Below are 17639 nucleotides of genomic sequence, written 5' to 3'. Positions count from 1 at the left end.
CAGCATGCTTTCTTATATGCCTCTGCGTATCAAGTTCATGCACGAAATATGATTTGAATCCTCATTATCTTGACAATAAAGAAGTCAGATTAGATAGCACTTACTTTTCACCTGATAGCTCAGTGGCTGTTATCTTCTATACCTTAGATATGGGTGCACTTGCATATGGTTACCATAAGGCTATTCTAAGAAAAAACGATTATGATAAAGAGCTAACTCAGTTTGGATTACCATCAGCATTTCTTGTCCAGAAATGGAGAAACAATAATACATTGGAAGTGATTTATGATGAATATCAGGGGTATGTGCAAGATGGATATCTAATAGATTTGCAGCTGGAGAAAGATACTTTAGAAAGAAACGGTGTCACAATATTGGTTGTAGAAAGAAGAATGAATAAAAAAGAGGAAATGGAGCGAGATTGGGAAAAATATCATTCTAAAAACGAATAGAATTTCAACGCCCAACCAAATATATACTTCATGCTTCGGCTAAAGCCTCGCAAGTCGCATATACCAGAACGTTGGGTGTGATTTGAATTATGAAAAAACTGTTACTCCTTTCGTTAATGTTTGCTCTTTTTAGTTGCTCAAGTTTACGGGAACTGAATGGACGAATATATGAAGTACAGAAAGAGCAGTTAACTCAATCTCCATATAAGAGCGCAAGCGATAAGTTTATGCTCGCAAGGATAAAGTCTCAGAAAAGGTTTCGCACTGATGAATTTCCTAAGCATTTAAAGGAGAAGCTATTTCAGCAAGCGCAATTAACCGACACGCTACTTCTTCTTGAAGACTATGATGAAATGTGTGTTAACTGTCCAAGTAAAAGAACTCAGATTCTGTACCAAGACACGGTTTATTCATTAAATATGGCCTTGTCAGGTAACAAGTATATGTATAAAAGTCATAAGGTAAAATTCGACTATTCCCTAAATGACACTTATGCGCTTCATGATTATTATGAACTGGTTGAGATAAAGAATAAAATGAACCGCAAAGAAGCTTGGATGGCAAATCCACTTGAATATGGGGCGGATCGTTGTCTGGATGGCAATCACAGTTTGCTAACAGCTATATACCCTGACGGAGAAATAAAGTCAATGTATGTTCGGTGCTGGTCACCAGAATTTCGGAGAAGAATGCGAAAAGAATAACCTCACCCAACAAGGTTTATACCCTATGCTTCGGCTGATGGCCTCGCACAAGGTATACACAAGACGTTAGGCTAAATACTAATTACAAAAGAGATATTTTTAACTTCTTGACCAATAAAGGCAGAATTGGATAGAAAATTTAAATGAACCTATGTAACATATTAATTGCTCCGATTGCGATTCTGTTAACTATGTTATCAGCCGACATTGGCTGTGTGAAATATGCTATGGTTGAGAAAAATCTAAAAGGGTTTGGGTATAGCCATATGCAAGAAGTCATAGAATTATGCAAACAAGACTCAACCTTTAAGAAAATAGAGAGCCTTCAAAGGCGGAAGAGCAAAGTTGTTGAGACAGTATCTTTAAAAGTTAGTACTGGCAGTTGGCGCATAGAACAAGATACCCTAATTACTTACACTATTGACTCCACTTACCAAGTACCTTTGGAGCATAGGTATGTTATTAAAAATAACCAATTACTACCCATAACTCTTGGTCGTCAGCCTTTCGCTTTTAAGAGACAGAAGTATAGGTATAAATTCTATTCGGGGAATAGGTCGGTTATTAACTGATTAGTTTGCCAATAGGAGTTTGATAATCTTAGAAAAAAGTAAATAGCCTAACAAAACCTAAAGCACATCAAGCCGTGCTTTAGCAAAGCCGTTATTTACTTGAAATAACCTTCCCCGCATATTTAAACCCAATCAACAATATGAGAAAAGTAATCTTAGACCTGGCTGTAACCCTCGACGGATACATTGAAGGGCCAAATGGCGAAGTCGATTGGTGCATCCTGGATGATGATATGGACTTTCAGGGCTTTCTTTCAGGTATAGACACCATACTCTATGGTCGGGTAAGCTATGAGATGTGGGGGAACTTTCAACCCGATGCCAGCGCAAGCGAAATAGAGAAAGCTATCTGGGAGGCAGTACACGCTAAAAGGAAGATCGTTTTCTCCAGTCAGGAGCGGCAGGATAGCAAGGCCACTTTTAGCAATTCTGGTATACCTGAGAAGATAGCCGAGTTCAAACAGCAGGAGGGCAAAGACATCTGGCTATATGGCGGAGCAAAACTCATTACAACCTTTGTCCAGCATGGGCTGATTGACATTTACCGGATTTCTGTTCACCCAACGGTATTAGGAGCAGGCAAACCGCTGTTTCAGGATCTGAAGGAAAGACTAAACCTTAACTTAGTACAAGTAAACAGGTTCAAGTCAGGGGTAGTCCAGCTTATCTATGAATACAAAAGCTGAATGATGAATCGGTATGATAGTATAAGTGCCGTGGTGGCAAAAGTGTTGACCGCCTAATAAGATATAAAATTTAATGCCTCCACCAAGCTGTATAGCCATTACCAATATACTAAGCTACAGAACCAGCATAATACCATGCACCCTTTCATCCAAATACTCCCCGAAGTGCAGCAGGCCCTGGCTAAAGGCAAAGCTGTCGTGGCCCTCGAGTCTACGATCATCGCCCACGGCATGCCTTACCCGCAGAACGTGCAAACGGCCCTGGAGGTAGAGAAGGTGGTGCGGGAAGCAGGTGCTATACCTGCCACCATTGCTATACTGGACGGCAAGAGCTGTGTAGGCCTTACGAAGCAGCAGATCGAGCACCTGGGCCAGGCGAAGGATGTCTGGAAGGTGAGCTTGGTGGATATGCCTTACGTCATCAGTCAGAAAATCGATGGCGCTACAACGGTCGCCGCCACCATGCGAATTGCTTCCATGGCAGGTATACGGGTGTTTGTTACAGGCGGGATCGGGGGTGTGCATAGGGGAGCAGAAACCACGATGGATATCTCGGCAGACCTGACTGAAATGGGGCAGACTTCCGTAGCGGTGGTATCAGCGGGTGTGAAGTCAATCCTGGATATAGGGCTGACCCTGGAATATCTTGAGACGAAAGGGATACCGGTGGTTACTTTCGGCCAGGATGCGTTCCCCAGCTTTTACTCCCGCCAGAGCGGCTTTGCCTCTCCACTACGACTGGACTCTGCCCAGGAAATTGCTGGTCTATTACGCACCAAATGGGAGATGGGACTGGATGGAGCCGTGCTGATAGCGAATCCCATACCTGAAAAGTTTGAAGTGCCTGCGCCTGAAATGGAATGGTATATCACCCAGGCCTTGCATGCTGCCGCACAGCAGCACATCAAGGGCAAGGCCGTTACTCCTTTTCTTTTAAAGTATATCGCTGAGCATAGCCAGGGCGAAAGCCTCGAAGCCAATATCGCGCTGATCAGGCACAATGCCCGGTTGGGAGCGGAGATAGCGGTAGCTTATAGCCAGCCTGGGGTTTAGCTCTAACCGGCTATACCTATTTAGTAGGGGCAGTTTCGGGCTTTGCAAATCCGCTGACGGGTACTTTCTTCTCCTGTGGCAAGGTATGGCCTGACCGTTGCTTGTACCAGGTTTTGAGTCTGCTTACGACCGGCTTTTCAATATAGGCGGTGATCAGCCAGGCCGCTGTAAGTGTAATGGCAAGTGGTGGCACAATCACCAGCAGGCTATCGCCGAACAAGTGTTTCGTCTCGTTGATGATCACATAACCCACAAACTGGTGGATCAGGTAGAGTGCATAGGAGATACTGCCCAGGAAGAGCAGCACCTTGTTCACCAGAAACTCCATTTTGCCAATTAACCCCAGGTAGAACACCCCGAAGAAGGAAATCACCACCAGGGTATGCGGCAGGCCTTCCGGCAGGTATAGCGCCACAATAACAGAGATGCAGAAGAGGAGATGGGCAAGTAAAATGTTGCGTTTTTCAGGCTGCTTCATGAGCAGGTAAAACAAGATACCCGCATAGAAGAACACGCCATGGTATAGGTTCAGGATGGCACCAACCGGGCCAAAGCTAATGCCATACTTATGCACCAGGCTTAGCAGCACCCATACCGGACCCACCCACAAAATACGCTTCAGGTTATTGGTCATGAACAGGCCAAGCATCATCAGGTAGAACATCCATTCCGAAAACAGCGACCAGTATACTCCGTCTACGTCTGGTACGCGGGCCAGCTTCTGGAACATGGTCAGGTTGACGAGCATGTCGGTGAAGGTAGTCTCTAAGCCGGGCAGGCCGAATGTCTGTACCACCACGAAAGTTGTGATCATGCTGAACCAGTAGGTCGGGTAAAGCCGGATGCCGCGGTTAAATAAGAATTCCCCGCCACTCTTGATCCTGTCGAAACTGAAGAAGATCACAAAGCCTGAAATCATGAAGAAAAGCTCTACCCCGAATAAGCCGTAGTCGAAGTCGAAAGCGGGGGAGAAGCTGTGGCCGTAAAGGCTGCGGTACACGGAGGTATAGTGGAAAAGGGCCACTGAGAGTGCGGCAATGCCCCTTAATGCGTCTAAGAATAGAAGTCTGTTCATAATGATAATCAAATACGGGCTTGAAGACATAGGGCAAATGCCTGGTTCCTTCTGCACCGCTGCCTGGCTGATACGTCCAGGATTTACAGTGTGTTATTGTAAAGGGTAAGTGCTATGCGTGCAGCTCTAACAAGTCCGGGTACGGCAGTCGGGCAGCATGTGTTCCAGACAAAGGCGGAAGCGCATAGAGGTTTTCCTGAATATACCCGGAAAGGAGCGATAAAGTTATGGTATGCGAAATGAGTTTTTAAACAGGCAGAAACGGCCGTATGTCGGAAGGATTTTGGTTTTGCGGCACCTTTTTGGTAGCTTGTCGGTTGTAACAAAAGCGCCCTGGTCTGCCAAAAGGATGGCAGGGGCAGAAGGCCGCACACCTTATTAAATCATTGCATGAAAACTACCGTTAACGTACTGCTGGCTGCTGCCCTGATCGGTTTTAGCGCTTGCTCAGAAGACAATAAGAAAGCTGAAACAGCTACTAGCCAACCAACCACTGCGCCGGCTAACACAAACGCTGCAACAGCTGCTCCAGCGGGCACTGTAGCCCTGAATCCTGCTCACGGCCAGCCTGGTCACCGCTGCGACATCGAAGTAGGCGCTCCACTTGATTTGCCAGCACAGCCTAAGCTCACAGCACCGCAGCCTGCATTCCAGCCGCAAGTGTCTGGTTCTGTTGCTGCCGGTACCAACCCACCGCACGGTCAGCCTGGTCACGATTGCGCCGTACCTGTAGGAGCACCGCTTCCTAAATAATCTGGCGTATTCCATTTGAAAAAATAAGGAGCTTATACTTAGCGCTATACCTGATGGCGCTTAAAAAATATGGCCTTATTGTTTGACAAGCATACTTCTCTGCTTATATTTGCACTCCAATCAGGGTAACGTGGCCGAGTGGCTAGGCTCAGCTCTGCAAAAGCTGCTACAGCGGTTCGAATCCGCTCGTTACCTCTTCTTGATCGCCCGGTCGGTATACCTGACCGGGCGATTTTTTTGTCCTCTTCTTTCTTAAATCGGTCTGTAGCTGGCGTAGTGGCTGCAAGTTAGGTATAGCAACCTGAGCTGTTTTATAGCTTGCCCTGGCCGGGCGGACCCTACTTTTTGTCTTGACACAAATCGAGGGCCCCTACCCCCACTCGCTGAACGCTCGAACAGTGGGTCGTCATTTAGGTGCACCTGACTAATGCTTTCTGTTCCATAGCCGGAGGGGCAAGTTAGTCTTGCTATACCTGCCAGTGGTGTGTGCTGCAACAGAACCTACAGCGCTTATACTTATGAACTGGCAGTGGCAGAAAGGTCCCCCTTCGAAGGGGGCAGGGGGATGTTAATCGTGCACCAGAATCCTGTAAACGTTTGGGTGTAGGGGCCCTGTATTAAATCCTGCTAATCCTTTAATTCTGTAAATCCTTGGGGTAGGGGCCCTATATAAAGATTCAGACAAAAGAGAGGGGCAGGGGATGACAACTACTCCCACCCAATGTTCCTGTCTAAAATACTATCTACCAACTTCTTCCATTCAAGCGCACTAATTTTTCAAAAGCCGCTATATCCTTTGTAAAAGTATAACGTATTGCAAGCAGGCAATTTTACGGTTGCTGTATCTCTCAACACCTACAACATATCTGACAGGCAATACAAGCTGCTTACCCATTCCCATGAAGATTACAGACTTGCGCATCATGCGCGGACCAAATTTCTGGTCTGTTGAGCATCCCAAAATTATCGTACTTAAGCTGGACCTGGAAGAACTGGCTGATACTCTTACCCACGAAGTGCACGGATTTGCTGCCCGACTCAAACGACTGTTCCCCGAAATGTATGCCCATCGAGCTGCAGAGGGTGTGGCAGGTGGTTTCTTTAAGTCGGTGGAGGAAGGCACTACCTTCGCTCACGTTGTGCAGCACATTGCGTTGGAGCTGCAAACACTGGCCGGTATGGAGTGCGGCTACGGACGCTGTTACATGGCCCACGAGCAGGGCACACACTTCGTCATCTTCTCTTATCAGGAGGAACGCGCAGGTGAGTATGCCGCTTATGCTGCACTCCGCATCGCTGAGGCGCTGATTAAGGGAGAGAAGTACACACTCGACGAAGACATCGACCGCCTTCACCAGATCCGGGAAGACGAGTATTTCGGACCAAGTACCTACTCCATTGTATCGGAGGCACAGAGCCGCGGTATACCTTATATCCGCCTCAACAGGCATTCGCTTATACAACTAGGTTACGGTGTGAACCAGAAGCGCATTCAGGCCACCATGACCTGTGGTACCGCCTGCTTTGCCGTTGAAATAGCCGGCGACAAGAATGCCACCAAAGAACTGCTCGACGAAGCAGGTATACCTGTACCCAAAGGCACCACCGTCTACGATCAGGAGGAGCTGAAGCAAGCTGTTGACCGACTGGGTTATCCACTGGTGCTCAAGCCACTCGACGGCAACCACGGCAAGGGAGCCACCATCAACATCACCAACTGGAAAGACGCTCTCAAAGGACTGGCTGCCGCTCAAAAGTATTCAGAGGCTGTGTTAGTAGAGCGCTATATACAGGGTTTTGACTTCCGACTGCTGGTGATCAACAAGAAATTTGTGGCCGCTGCCATGCGTACCCCGGCTATGGTAACCGGTGACGGCGTTTCAACGATCAAGCAGTTGGTCGATCTGGAGAACAAAGACCCGAGAAGGGGAGTGGGACACGAAAAGGCCCTGACCCGCATAAAAATTGATCAGCACACCAAAAATATTTTAAAGGCCAAAGACCTTACTACTCAGTCGGTTCTGCCGGAAGGGGAGGTGCTATACCTGAAAAGTACCGCTAACATAAGTACTGGAGGCACCGCAACTGACGTTACTGACTTAGTAGATCCTTACAACATCCTGATGGCCGGGCGAATTGCCGGTCTGGTGGGGCTGGATATCTGCGGCATCGACGTGATGACAACCGACATCGCTATTCCGCTTAACGAAGCCGGAGGTGCTGTACTGGAAGTGAATGCAGCCCCTGGATTCAGGATGCACATTTCGCCGACTTACGGATTACCGCGCAACGTGGCCGAACCGGTAATCGACATGCTCTTTCCGCATGGAAAGCCTGCCCGCATCCCGATTGTGGCTGTAACAGGGACAAACGGAAAAACCACCACGACGCGCCTGATCGCGCACATGGTCAAGAGCAAGGGTTATCAGGTAGGATATACCACTACGGAGGGCATCTACATACAGGACAAGCTGCTTGAGAAAGGTGATACAACAGGGGCTTACAGTGCACAGTTTGTGCTCAAGGACCCGACTGTGAACTTTGCAGTGCTGGAGTGTGCCCGTGGTGGCCTGCTTCGCTCAGGGCTGGGATTCGATCAGTGCGACATCGGCATTGTGACCAACGTGAGCTCCGACCACCTGGGCTTGCGTGATATTCATACCCTGGAGGACCTGGCCAATGTGAAGTCGGTGATCCCGAAGAGCGTGAGCAAAGACGGCTACGCCATTCTGAATGCTGATGACGACCTGGTGTATGCCATGGCTGATGAGCTGAAGTGTAAGGTAGCTTTCTTCAGTATGGACGAGAACAACCCGCGCATACTGAAGCACATTGCCAAGGGCGGACTGGCGGCAGTTTTTGAGAACGGTTATATCTCCATCTTCAAAAACAGCTACAAGATCCGGATAGACCGGGTGGCTGACGTGCCGCTGACCTTTGGAGGTAAAGCGAAATTTAACATAGAGAACATACTGGCTGCCGCGTTGGCTGGCTACGTATCGCACTTTGACATAGAAGACATTAAGCGTGCTCTTCGCACCTTTATACCTTCACCGGACAAAACGCCCGGCCGCATGAACCTGTTCCAGTTTCCGAACTTTGAGGTGCTGGTGGACTACGCACACAACGTGGGTGGTATGAAGGCCATCGGCGGCTTTATGGAAGACCTGGACGTGTCGCGGAAGGTTGGCATCATAGCTGGCGTTGGCGACCGCAGAACGCAGGATTTCTACGAGTTAGGCCAGGTGGCAGGGGAGATCTTCGACGAGATCATTATCCGCCTCGACAGCGACCTGCGCGGGAAAACGCCCGATGAGATTACCCTGCCGATGCTGCAAGGTATAGAAGACGTGGCGCCGCATAAGCAGGTGAAGGTAATACCGGAAGAGATGCGTGCCATCGCCTATGCGCTTGAAAATGCCGAGCAGGGCTCCTTTGTAGCGATCTTCACTGAAGACGTGCACGAATCGGTGAAGATGGTGGAGAGCTTTAAGGTAATACAACACCGCAGCAGTATGCTGGTGGAGTAAAAATTTTCTTGTTGATTAAATTCTAACGCCTGCGTTAGAGAATTTCATGTGAACGATGGACTAAAACCCTTTCCTCAGGATAGGGTTTTTTTTATGGCTATACCTGAAGTATGGGCACAAAAAAGCCCCGGCCTACTGGCAGGGGCTTTCAGACTTTAGGGTTTATTGTTATTTCAGCACAAAGTTAGTTGATCCGATCAGGAAGCCGTCGGCATACAGCTCAATGGTATGCTGGCCTTTCTTATACTCTGCGTTCTTGCTGTATACAAAGCTCACCTGCTGCTGCGTGTTGTCGAACACAATGTCACGCTTAGCGGTGTAGTACATGTCCTGGCCATCAATCTCGAAAGAACCTGAGCCAGTAGACAGATTATATAGAGCTGCGCCATCCGGCTCGATCAAGCGCATATAGATCGTCTTTGGCTCACGTGGTGCCACGTCGTTTTTGCCAAGGTTGAAAGCTACCCGAATCTTCTCCACGTTTCTTATTCTGAATTCGTTGTTCTTGTCATCCAGCTCTTTGCCGCGCTTATTTACCACCTGCACATTCATGCGCTGTGCTTCGAGTCTCGAAGCCACCTTTACCTTCTCCGCCAGCGTTTCGTTGGTGGTCTTCATGGTGGTGAGGCTGTCACTCAGTCGGTTTTGAGTGGTTTTGAGTGAGGTGTTCTCTGTAAAGAGGACTTCATTGTCTTGCTTCAGCGTCGCGATCTCCTGATCTTTCTGTTTCAGCTGCTGCTCAAAGGCCTGCGCACGGTCGCGGAAACGGCGCTGGTCAGCCAGGCTGTAGCTGCTCTTGCGGAAGCTGCGCAGCTCGTTCAGGTCAGACGAAATAGAGGCAATTTGCGCTTCAAGGGAGTCGTTTTCGAGACCCATCGCCTGTAGTTCCTGGCTCTGGCGCTCAAAATCAGCCTTTAGGGCTTCGTAAACTTTTATCTGGTTCTCCAGTTCTTTATCTTTCACACGGATCACCTCGGCCTGCTCCTCGTTTTTCTCTTTTTTCTGATAATTCATGTAAAGCAGGATGCCGTTGATGCTGATCAGGATAACAAGGAGTCCACTAATCAGGAGTTTGCGGTTGCTTCTTTTTTCAGAAGGGTTCATGGGCTGATTTTCTTTTTGGGTGTCTTTTTTTTCCAGCGTACTCATAATTTAGGCTTTTACTGTCTGGAATGGTGCGTATGCAAGTTTCAAATTTAAGACTTTTGCGCTATTATCATACAAGATGAAACAAGAATTTAATGCCGACTACTGGCAAAACCGCTACCAACTGGGCCAGACGGGTTGGGATGTTGGGGCTATAACGCCTCCGCTCCGCGATTATTTCAATCAGATGCCTAACACAGGTCAACGCATACTGGTTCCGGGTTGCGGCAACGCTTACGAAGCGGAATATTTATATCGTAAAGGTTTCGCACATACTTACATAGCAGATGTTGCCGGGGCGCCACTACAGCGCTTCTCCGAACGGGTGCCAGACTTCCCTAAGGATCAATTGCTGCTCGAGGACTTTTTCGAGCTTGAGGGCAAATATGACCTGATCGTAGAGCAAACCTTCTTCTGCGCCATCGACCCACAGCTCCGAGCTGATTATGCCCGCCAATGTGCCAAGCTGCTCGTGCCAGGAGGGAAATTAGTAGGCCTGCTTTTCGACACTACGTTTGAGCACGCAGGGCCACCCTTCGGCGGCAGTCGCGAAGAGTACCGCACTTATCTCGAGACCTACTTCAAGTTCCTCCACTTCGAAACCGCCTACAACTCCATCCCGCCACGTCAGGGGAGGGAGCTGTTTATCGAGTTGAGGAAGAAGGGGGTTTAGGAGTTTGGGAGTTGTAGGGACGTTACACCGTAACGTCGTATTGCTACGCAGTATGGCGGTCCCCGTGTAGGGACAAGTCGCGACCTGTCCGAATCGTGCACAGGTATAATTTGTCTGAATCTTTATATAGGGCCCCTACCCCAAGGATTTACAGGATTAATGGATTTTCAGGATTGGTCTAGTAGAACAATTGATTTCGTAATGTTCAGGATTAATTTAAAATACAATTGACATTGAGAATCCTGTAAATCCTTGGATAGGACCATATGTGAATATCCAACAACCAACAATTAGCAATCAACAATCAATATAGTTCCTAATTCCCCCGCATCTGACTAAATTTGCAGACCGAAAGGCTTAAACCTAGATACTGACCATGTTCGAAATACCAAAACTGAAACATACCGGCTCCGGCAACTTCTTTCTGATGGCTGGGCCTTGCGCTATTGAAGGCGAGGAAATGGCCCTGCAGATAGCCGAGCGACTTGTTACCATCACCGACAAGCTGGAGATCCCATTGATCTTCAAAGGCTCTTACCGCAAAGCCAACCGCTCCCGCCTGGACTCTTTTACAGGTATAGGCGACGAGAAAGCGCTGCGCATCCTGCAGAAGGTGAGCCAGTCATTAGATATACCTACTGTCACTGACATCCACGAAAGCGACGAGGCGGCTATGGCTGCCGAGTATGTGGATGTGCTGCAGATTCCGGCTTTCCTGTGCCGCCAGACCAACTTGCTCGTGGCAGCCGCTAAAACAGGCAAGGTGGTGAATATTAAAAAAGGACAGTTCCTGTCAGGCGAGGCCATGCGCTTTGCTGTGGACAAAGTGCGCGAGTCCGGCAACGACAAAGTGATCCTGACCGACCGTGGCAACAGCTTTGGCTATTCTGATATGGTGGTGGATTTCCGAAACCTGCCTGAAATGCAGACGAATGGTGTACCAGTGGTGATGGACGTGACGCACTCGCTGCAGCAGCCGAACCAAAGCTCCGGTGTGACGGGCGGCAAGCCAGCCCTGATCGAGACGATTGCCAAAGCAGCTATTGCGGTGGGAGCTGACGGTCTGTTCATCGAAACGCACCCGCAGCCATCCATAGCGAAATCGGACGGCGCCAACATGCTGCCACTTGACCAGCTCGAAGGCCTGCTTACCAAATTAGTCCGTATTCGCCAGGCTATTCGCTAAGTAGCCTTTTAACGTATCAAAGGAGAGCATTGACCGCGGTTGATGCTCTCCTTATTTCTTTCAGATTATACCTATGACCGTACCTGCCCATACCCCCGAGTGGGAAGTTTATTTCTGTGACATCAACGACCGCCCTGCTTGTGTGAGCGTTGATCTGGCTTTTGAAAACCTAGCCCCTATACCTGAACAGCACCGCGCTTTTGAACTTGTCGTGGCGCTGCAGCAGCCCGACGCCGATGGTTTTCCGGCTGACGAAGCTGAGTGGGAGCAGCTCGAGGCGATAGAAGAAGCGCTAGTGGAGGAGTTTCAGAACTCCCTTCAAGCCGCCTTTGTAGGCAAGTTGCTGCACGACGGCAAGCGCAGCTTCTACTTCTACAGTGGGCAGGAGGCGTTGCCGGAGGTGATTGCCACGAACGTGATGCAGCAATTCCCCGCCTATACCTTCGCCTCCAACAACCTGCTGGACGCCGACTGGGGGCTTTATCTGGACTTCCTGTTCCCTGAGCCTGCTGATATGCAAAGCATCAGGAACAGCCGCATTCTGCGCATGATGGAGGAGCAGGGTGATGAACACCACATTCCCCGTCCCGTGTCACACTTTGTTAGTTTTGCGACGGAGAAAAACAGAGCCGCCTTTAGAAGTGCTGTGGAAGAAGCGGGCTATACCTTGGTGCAGGAGGCGGAAAACCAAAATGAGTCTGATGTTCCCTACAGCATTGTGATAGCGAGAGTGCAGCCTGTTACCGAGGAAGAGATCCATACCACTACCTTGGGGCTTTGGCAATTAGCGGAGGAGTTTAACGGCGTGTATGGCGGCTGGCAGGCGCAGGTGGTAAAGGAAAATGATTAATATAGTAGCGTAAAATGCTCTTTCGGCTGGGTTTTGCGGAAGAACACCAGCCCGATGTAGAACAGGTCAACCGTTTGACATACCTGTGGGTGCTTCTTGATCTCCTGCCAGGCACGCTTCATCTCCGCTGACCAATAGAGGTCATCCACCACAAACACACTGTGCTCATGGTGCTTGCCCAGGCAGGCATCAAAGTAGCGCAGGGTAGGTTCGTAACGGTGATTCCCGTCAAAGAACACAAAATCCAGCTGCTTCACTTCCTGCAGTTGCTGTGGCAACGTGTCGTCCAGGTTGCCAATAACCTGCTGCACGTGCTGTAGCCCCAGCTTATCAAAGTTTGCTTTTGCCTCTGCTGCTATCGACGGGCATCCTTCAAAGGTATAGACGTCGGCCTGTTTGTTTCCCATCGCGAGGTACGCGGTGGTGAGGCCTAGGGAAGTACCCAGATCGAAGATAGTACCGGGTCTGAAATGTGCGATTAACCGGAGAAGCAACTGGGCATATTTGGCAGGTTTGGCCGAGGTGCGGGCAATGTAACTGATCTTGCGGTCTTTCTTTAGTCCAGCCTTGGGTCCCGCTCCAAAATCAGTGACAGGTATAGTCCGATCTTCCAGCAATAGCGATGCCCGCAGATCTTCAATCAAGGGATAAGCATAGTACGCCCCATCGTGCCGGATGACGTGGTGGTACAGATCGAAAACGAAAGGGGAGTGGACTCCGTGCAGCTTAAAAGCCCTGAGGCGGTAGAGCAGGTAATTAGCCGCAAGGTGGAAGGGGAGCAATTTTTGAATTGTTAAATTGTTGATGGTTAAATTGTTGTTTTCTGGATGATGATCTCAGTGTGTAAGTCTGATACATCCTGCAGAAACTGCAAATTTAAAGGTATAGCCGAATTAACAATGAAACAATTTATTCAGGTATAGATATGTCAACAATTATACAATTAGCAATTATGCGGGTATTGCTGAATCAACAATCAACAATTTAATTCAACTTATAAGGCACAATGAGCGAAAACTCAGGTATGGTCACATGGAACTGCTTGCCGTCGACCATACGCTCCATCAGATAAGTGCCGCGCATTTTGCCCATACCTGTCTTCAGGTTGCAGCCTGACACGTACTCATGGGACTCGCCGGGCTCCAGCACAGGTTGCTGTCCTACCACACCTTCGCCTTCCACTTCTCGCATAGTCCCAGTAGCGTCATGTATGTACCAGTGGCGGCGTAAAAGCTTGACTGTGAACTCACTGTTATTTTCTATACTGATCTTGTAAGCAAATACGAAGTGCTGCTGTACCGGACTGGAGTAATCGGGCAGGTAGTTGGTCGTAACCGTTACTTTTACTCCTTCTGTAGTTTTTGTATCCATGTTACAGAGTTTTTTGTATAATTAGAATCTGTTTCAGGTATAGCCTTCCGGGCCCCTGATACCTGTTACCAAGCAAACCCGATACCCCTACTGATTCTCATGAACGTAAAGATAGAAGAAAGCTGGCAAAAAATCCTGCAAGAAGAATTTGAAAAACCCTATTTCAAAGACCTCGCGTCTTTTGTTAAAGACGAGTACACCTCGCAAAAAGTTTACCCGCCCGGTAACCAGATTTTCAATGCTTTTGAGCGATGTCCTTTCGATCAGGTAAAAGTAGTTATTTTAGGTCAGGATCCCTATCATGGTCCTAATCAGGCAAATGGATTGGCTTTTTCGGTGAAAGATGGTATCCGTATCCCGCCCTCATTGGTCAATATCTTCAAAGAGATCAAAAGTGACCTCGGTAAGGACCTGCCTGCTACCGGAAACCTGGAGCGCTGGGCTGAACAGGGCGTTTTATTACTAAATGCCACCCTCACAGTACGTGCCGGCGACGCAGGATCTCACCAGAAAAAAGGTTGGGAGGAATTTACGGATGCCGTCGTACGCAAAGTGAATGACCTGAAAGAAGGAGTGGTGTTTATGCTCTGGGGAGCCTATGCCCAGAAAAAGGGTGCCTTTATTGACGACCGCAAGCACCTGGTGCTCAAAGCCGCCCACCCATCTCCTTTCGCCGCCGACCGAGGCTTCTTCGGTACCCGCCACTTCAGCAAAGCCAACGAATACCTGAAGGCGCAAGGGAAAGAGCCGATAGATTGGTAGTTGTCATTAATTCCCGGTGCGCTTCATTAAGACATCTAGCCACACGTTGTCATCTCGACGATAGGAGAGATCTGGCTGGACTTTAATGCTTATACTCCAGGTTTCTCCCTAGGGTCGAAACGACATTTAAGTATAAATAAAATAGGGGCCTAAAGCCCCTATTTACTTGATCACGAACGAGGACGTCCTATATCTTCGAATTGCTGCATGATTGTTATTGCTTCCAATTCGCAGTCGTGAACTGCGCCGGGTCAAACCAGCTAGGGTCTACTTTTTCAGGGAAAGAGATATTGAAGTATTCCTCCCGCAGAAACAGCTGGCCGTTATTTTTGAAGACAATCTCTGTCGCGACCATATTTCCCTCGACTTCCTGGTAATTGTTCATCTCTACATCGCGTGCAACGCCTTTGTTGTTCGTGAGGATGCGCACCACGTAGAGATGCTCTTTGTCAACCCAGAATTGGTTACGGCTCTGGTCATTCGGATCGGTTGTGCCCACCACGTAAGCAGCACGGCCCTGCCAGGTAGCCTCTGTAAACTGACTCAGGTCAAAGTTCAGCTCCTGCACCTTGCTGATGGTAGTGGCAGGGTCATAGAAATAGACATCGAAACTCAATAAAACAAGCGGGTGAATCGAATACTGCTTGTTCACCTGCTTTCCTTCTTTAAAGGTGTAGACCGTGTCCTGGTTGTAGATCACGCCATTGCCCGTCTCAAAGCCATCAAAGCGAATGTGCAGGTTAGCGGGATAGCTGTAAATCTCCTGCCAGATTTCCTCACGACTCACCTGATCGTCTTTGTAGAAAATGGCCCGCTGATCAAAGGCAAAATTCGGGTACCACTTGTTTTCCCAGTGGCGGTACATGGCTTCAATCACTTGTTGTCCGGTCTGGGGAGTAGTGGCGGTTGTGTTCATCTTTTGGGTGCAGGCTAGGGTGAGGAAGGGGAGGAGTAGGTAAAGGATACGGGGGAATTGGTTTTTTTTCACGGTTTTATTTATAGTTAAGATATTTGGTATTAGTTTTTTAGGCGGTTCTCAGGATTTTCTCCATCTTTTTTCCTTTTGCCAATTCATCCACCAACTTGTCCAGATACCGCACCTGCCTTGTAATAGGATTTTCAATTTCTTCGATGCGATAGCCGCAGATCGCGCCTGTTATAAGCTGCGCATTCGGGTTTAATTTAGCGCGATTGAAAAATATTTCAAAGCTTACTTTCTGGTCAATCATTTCCTGAACTTCCTGTTCGCCAAAACCCGTTAGCCAGGCTATCACTTGATGCAGCTCTTCTTTCGTCCTACCCTTTTTCTCCACTTTTGTGATGTAATGAGGGTATACCGATGCAAAAGTCATTTTTGCCATGCGTTCATCATGCTCGGGTGTAGTCTTCATGTCTCGTATCGTAATCGCTTTTTAAACAATTAGTGTCTGGTTTTTTACACTTATTGCTTTCTGCACCTTATTAGCCAGAATTTTTGAGAAGGTTTGTTCTCCATATTCTTTGCCGGCTCATCTATCTCAGTCGCCTCAATCAATCCATATGGACCAAATTCCTGCTCAACTGACACCTGATCATAATAGAAAAGGTTGACGCCATGTCTGGTTTCAAACCTGTCCTTACTCAATTCCCTGCCTTCCCCATAAGTAGGGGTGTTTTTGGAAATGGCAACAAAAACCATGTAGCCGTTTGGTCTGAGCTGCTGATAGCAATCACGGATCAGCTTCTCCCGTTCTTTTGCATCCAGCAGGTGGATTAATGCATAGCAGAAAATACCGTCATAAGACTTCTGGTCGAACGGCATATCGCTGACAGAGCCGTGGCATACCTGTAAGCTTTCTCCAAAATGGCTTTTGGCTAAAGCAATAGCAGTTTCTGATATTTCAATTCCGGTTACGTTTAAACCATGATCAGTAAAGATTTTGGCATTTCTACCGTAGCCGAACCCTGGAATTAAGATGTCTTTTAAGCCGTGCTTCTGAAACAACGCTAGGGTTGCCATAGCAGAATCAGCAGGCTCAAATCCCCACATAGTTTGTTTGTCCCGAAAGCTTGATTCCCAGAATTCTGTCATTTTGTTCCTATGAAAAGGATAGTTAAGTAACGGATTGTACAGGCTGCGAATGAGGCGCAGCCGAATATGAAGCCTGTGCCGGGTTACAACCTGTTGATTAATAAAAAACAACTTCACCGTTTTTGATGCCTTCTTCATAGTTTTGAACTATGGCTTTCATTAAGTCCGCAAAGTCATTAGCAAATACTTCATATTCTTCTTCATTCTCGTGGTCCCATCTGATAATTTGGTACTCTCCATTCTTACCTTTAGTGTTTGTATCAAAACACAGCATTCCCCAGTCAGAGTAGTTTGCAAAGGGTATCATTCCTTTGTTATAAAGGTACTCTTTTGGCCAACCATTAAACACATTTTCAAGCATTACCCTTTTCCATTCTTTCGGTAAAAGTTGAGTAAACATCCACACATTACTTATTGGAGCAAGTTCATAGAAGCTCTTATACTTTAAATACTGTTTGAAGGAATCTGGTAACGGGTGTTTAATTTCTGATTCCAAAGCCTCAATTTCTGAGTCGTTGATCAAGCTATCAGATGGTTTCCACGGAATCATATCTCCTTGTACTGGTCTGGATTCATCAACCAAGAAATTGTCAATGATCGTTGACTTGCTTACATAGAAGGAGTCAAACTCAGGACTAGACATGTTCTGAATTGAGATGTCTACAAACTTTTTAATGTAATCGTAATTCATGCTTTCAATATGTTGTAACTACCAGCTAACAGGAGTACTTACTCCCACTATCTGCATTTTATAA

The 17639-nt window shown here is 47.8% G+C and carries 18 protein-coding genes and 1 tRNA gene; 11 read left to right on the top strand and 8 right to left on the bottom strand.

What is annotated here, in order from left to right:
- The first annotated feature begins 149 nt into the window (after positions 1-149).
- The 4 genes from AC5FXQ_RS06350 (at position 150) to AC5FXQ_RS06335 (ending at position 3467) form a co-directional block, all read left to right on the top strand.
- Entirely contained in the window at positions 150-452 is a 303-nt protein-coding gene (locus AC5FXQ_RS06350; RefSeq protein ID WP_493601652.1) for a hypothetical protein, read from the top strand.
- 89 nt (positions 453-541) lie between these two features.
- Positions 542-1156: a hypothetical protein gene (locus AC5FXQ_RS06345; RefSeq protein WP_493601651.1), complete on the top strand. Its 615-nt coding sequence runs from the start codon at positions 542-544 to the stop codon at positions 1154-1156.
- 712 nt (positions 1157-1868) lie between these two features.
- Positions 1869-2414, top strand: coding sequence for a dihydrofolate reductase family protein (locus AC5FXQ_RS06340; protein ID WP_493601650.1), 546 nt, complete (start codon positions 1869-1871; stop codon positions 2412-2414).
- Positions 2415-2549: 135 nt separating this feature from the next.
- Complete coding sequence (locus tag AC5FXQ_RS06335) at positions 2550-3467, top strand: pseudouridine-5'-phosphate glycosidase (protein WP_493601649.1); 918 nt, start codon at positions 2550-2552, stop codon at positions 3465-3467.
- Between the two features lie 16 nt (positions 3468-3483).
- Here AC5FXQ_RS06335 and AC5FXQ_RS06330 read toward each other — a convergent pair whose 3' ends face one another.
- Complete coding sequence (locus AC5FXQ_RS06330; protein WP_493601648.1) at positions 3484-4542, bottom strand: acyltransferase family protein; 1059 nt, start codon at positions 4540-4542, stop codon at positions 3484-3486.
- Between the two features lie 390 nt (positions 4543-4932).
- Between AC5FXQ_RS06330 and AC5FXQ_RS06325 the strand changes: the two genes are divergently transcribed.
- The 3 genes from AC5FXQ_RS06325 to cphA all read left to right on the top strand — a co-directional run bounded on the left by AC5FXQ_RS06325 (position 4933) and on the right by cphA (position 8825).
- Entirely contained in the window at positions 4933-5295 is a 363-nt protein-coding gene (locus AC5FXQ_RS06325; protein ID WP_493601647.1) for a hypothetical protein, read from the top strand.
- Positions 5296-5419: 124 nt separating this feature from the next.
- Positions 5420-5490 (top strand) — tRNA-Cys (locus tag AC5FXQ_RS06320).
- A gap of 704 nt (positions 5491-6194) precedes the next feature.
- Entirely contained in the window at positions 6195-8825 is a 2631-nt protein-coding gene (gene cphA, locus AC5FXQ_RS06315; RefSeq protein WP_493601646.1) for a cyanophycin synthetase, read from the top strand.
- Positions 8826-8993: 168 nt separating this feature from the next.
- Here cphA and AC5FXQ_RS06310 read toward each other — a convergent pair whose 3' ends face one another.
- Positions 8994-9974, bottom strand: coding sequence for a DUF8428 domain-containing protein (locus AC5FXQ_RS06310; RefSeq protein ID WP_493601645.1), 981 nt, complete (start codon positions 9972-9974; stop codon positions 8994-8996).
- A gap of 76 nt (positions 9975-10050) precedes the next feature.
- Between AC5FXQ_RS06310 and AC5FXQ_RS06305 the strand changes: the two genes are divergently transcribed.
- From AC5FXQ_RS06305 to AC5FXQ_RS06295, 3 genes are all read left to right on the top strand, one after another.
- Positions 10051-10644: a methyltransferase domain-containing protein gene (locus AC5FXQ_RS06305; protein WP_493601644.1), complete on the top strand. Its 594-nt coding sequence runs from the start codon at positions 10051-10053 to the stop codon at positions 10642-10644.
- A 376-nt stretch (positions 10645-11020) separates the two neighbouring features.
- On the top strand, positions 11021-11830 hold the full coding sequence (gene kdsA / locus AC5FXQ_RS06300) for a 3-deoxy-8-phosphooctulonate synthase (protein ID WP_493601643.1): 810 nt from the start codon (positions 11021-11023) through the stop codon (positions 11828-11830).
- Between the two features lie 73 nt (positions 11831-11903).
- Entirely contained in the window at positions 11904-12680 is a 777-nt protein-coding gene (locus AC5FXQ_RS06295) for a DUF695 domain-containing protein (protein ID WP_493601642.1), read from the top strand.
- On the opposite strand, the gene AC5FXQ_RS06290 is transcribed toward AC5FXQ_RS06295, so the two are convergent.
- Complete coding sequence (locus AC5FXQ_RS06290) at positions 12677-13462, bottom strand: O-methyltransferase (protein WP_493601641.1); 786 nt, start codon at positions 13460-13462, stop codon at positions 12677-12679. The two genes, AC5FXQ_RS06295 and AC5FXQ_RS06290, sit on opposite strands and share 4 nt — an antisense overlap.
- A 202-nt stretch (positions 13463-13664) precedes the next feature.
- Positions 13665-14051 carry a Co2+/Mg2+ efflux facilitator ApaG/CorD gene (gene apaG / locus AC5FXQ_RS06285; protein WP_007654728.1) on the bottom strand — a complete coding sequence of 129 codons (387 nt, stop codon included), beginning with the start codon at positions 14049-14051 and terminating at the stop codon, positions 13665-13667.
- Between the two features lie 99 nt (positions 14052-14150).
- On the opposite strand from apaG, the gene ung reads away from it, so the two are divergent.
- The gene (gene ung / locus AC5FXQ_RS06280) at positions 14151-14813 is read left to right on the top strand and encodes a uracil-DNA glycosylase (protein WP_493601640.1); all 663 of its coding nucleotides are present in this window, start codon (positions 14151-14153) and stop codon (positions 14811-14813) included.
- Between the two features lie 214 nt (positions 14814-15027).
- Here ung and AC5FXQ_RS06275 read toward each other — a convergent pair whose 3' ends face one another.
- From AC5FXQ_RS06275 to AC5FXQ_RS06260, 4 genes are read right to left on the bottom strand one after another with little or no spacing between them, the layout of a single operon-like run.
- Positions 15028-15801, bottom strand: coding sequence for a LolA-like protein (locus AC5FXQ_RS06275; RefSeq protein ID WP_493601639.1), 774 nt, complete (start codon positions 15799-15801; stop codon positions 15028-15030).
- A gap of 37 nt (positions 15802-15838) precedes the next feature.
- Positions 15839-16204 carry a DUF2200 domain-containing protein gene (locus AC5FXQ_RS06270; protein ID WP_493601638.1) on the bottom strand — a complete coding sequence of 122 codons (366 nt, stop codon included), beginning with the start codon at positions 16202-16204 and terminating at the stop codon, positions 15839-15841.
- Positions 16205-16254: 50 nt separating this feature from the next.
- On the bottom strand, positions 16255-17022 hold the full coding sequence (locus AC5FXQ_RS06265; protein ID WP_493601637.1) for a class I SAM-dependent methyltransferase: 768 nt from the start codon (positions 17020-17022) through the stop codon (positions 16255-16257).
- A complete protein-coding gene (locus tag AC5FXQ_RS06260) occupies positions 16982-17575 on the bottom strand; it encodes an SMI1/KNR4 family protein (RefSeq protein ID WP_493601636.1) in 594 nt (197 codons plus the stop codon). The genes AC5FXQ_RS06265 and AC5FXQ_RS06260 overlap by 41 nt, the downstream gene beginning before the upstream one ends.
- Positions 17576-17639: the final 64 nt, after the last annotated feature.

Source organism: Pontibacter sp. LHS1, from assembly GCF_058932855.1.
Note: the sequence above shows the minus strand (reverse complement) of the source record. Positions and strands in the feature narration are given on the sequence as shown.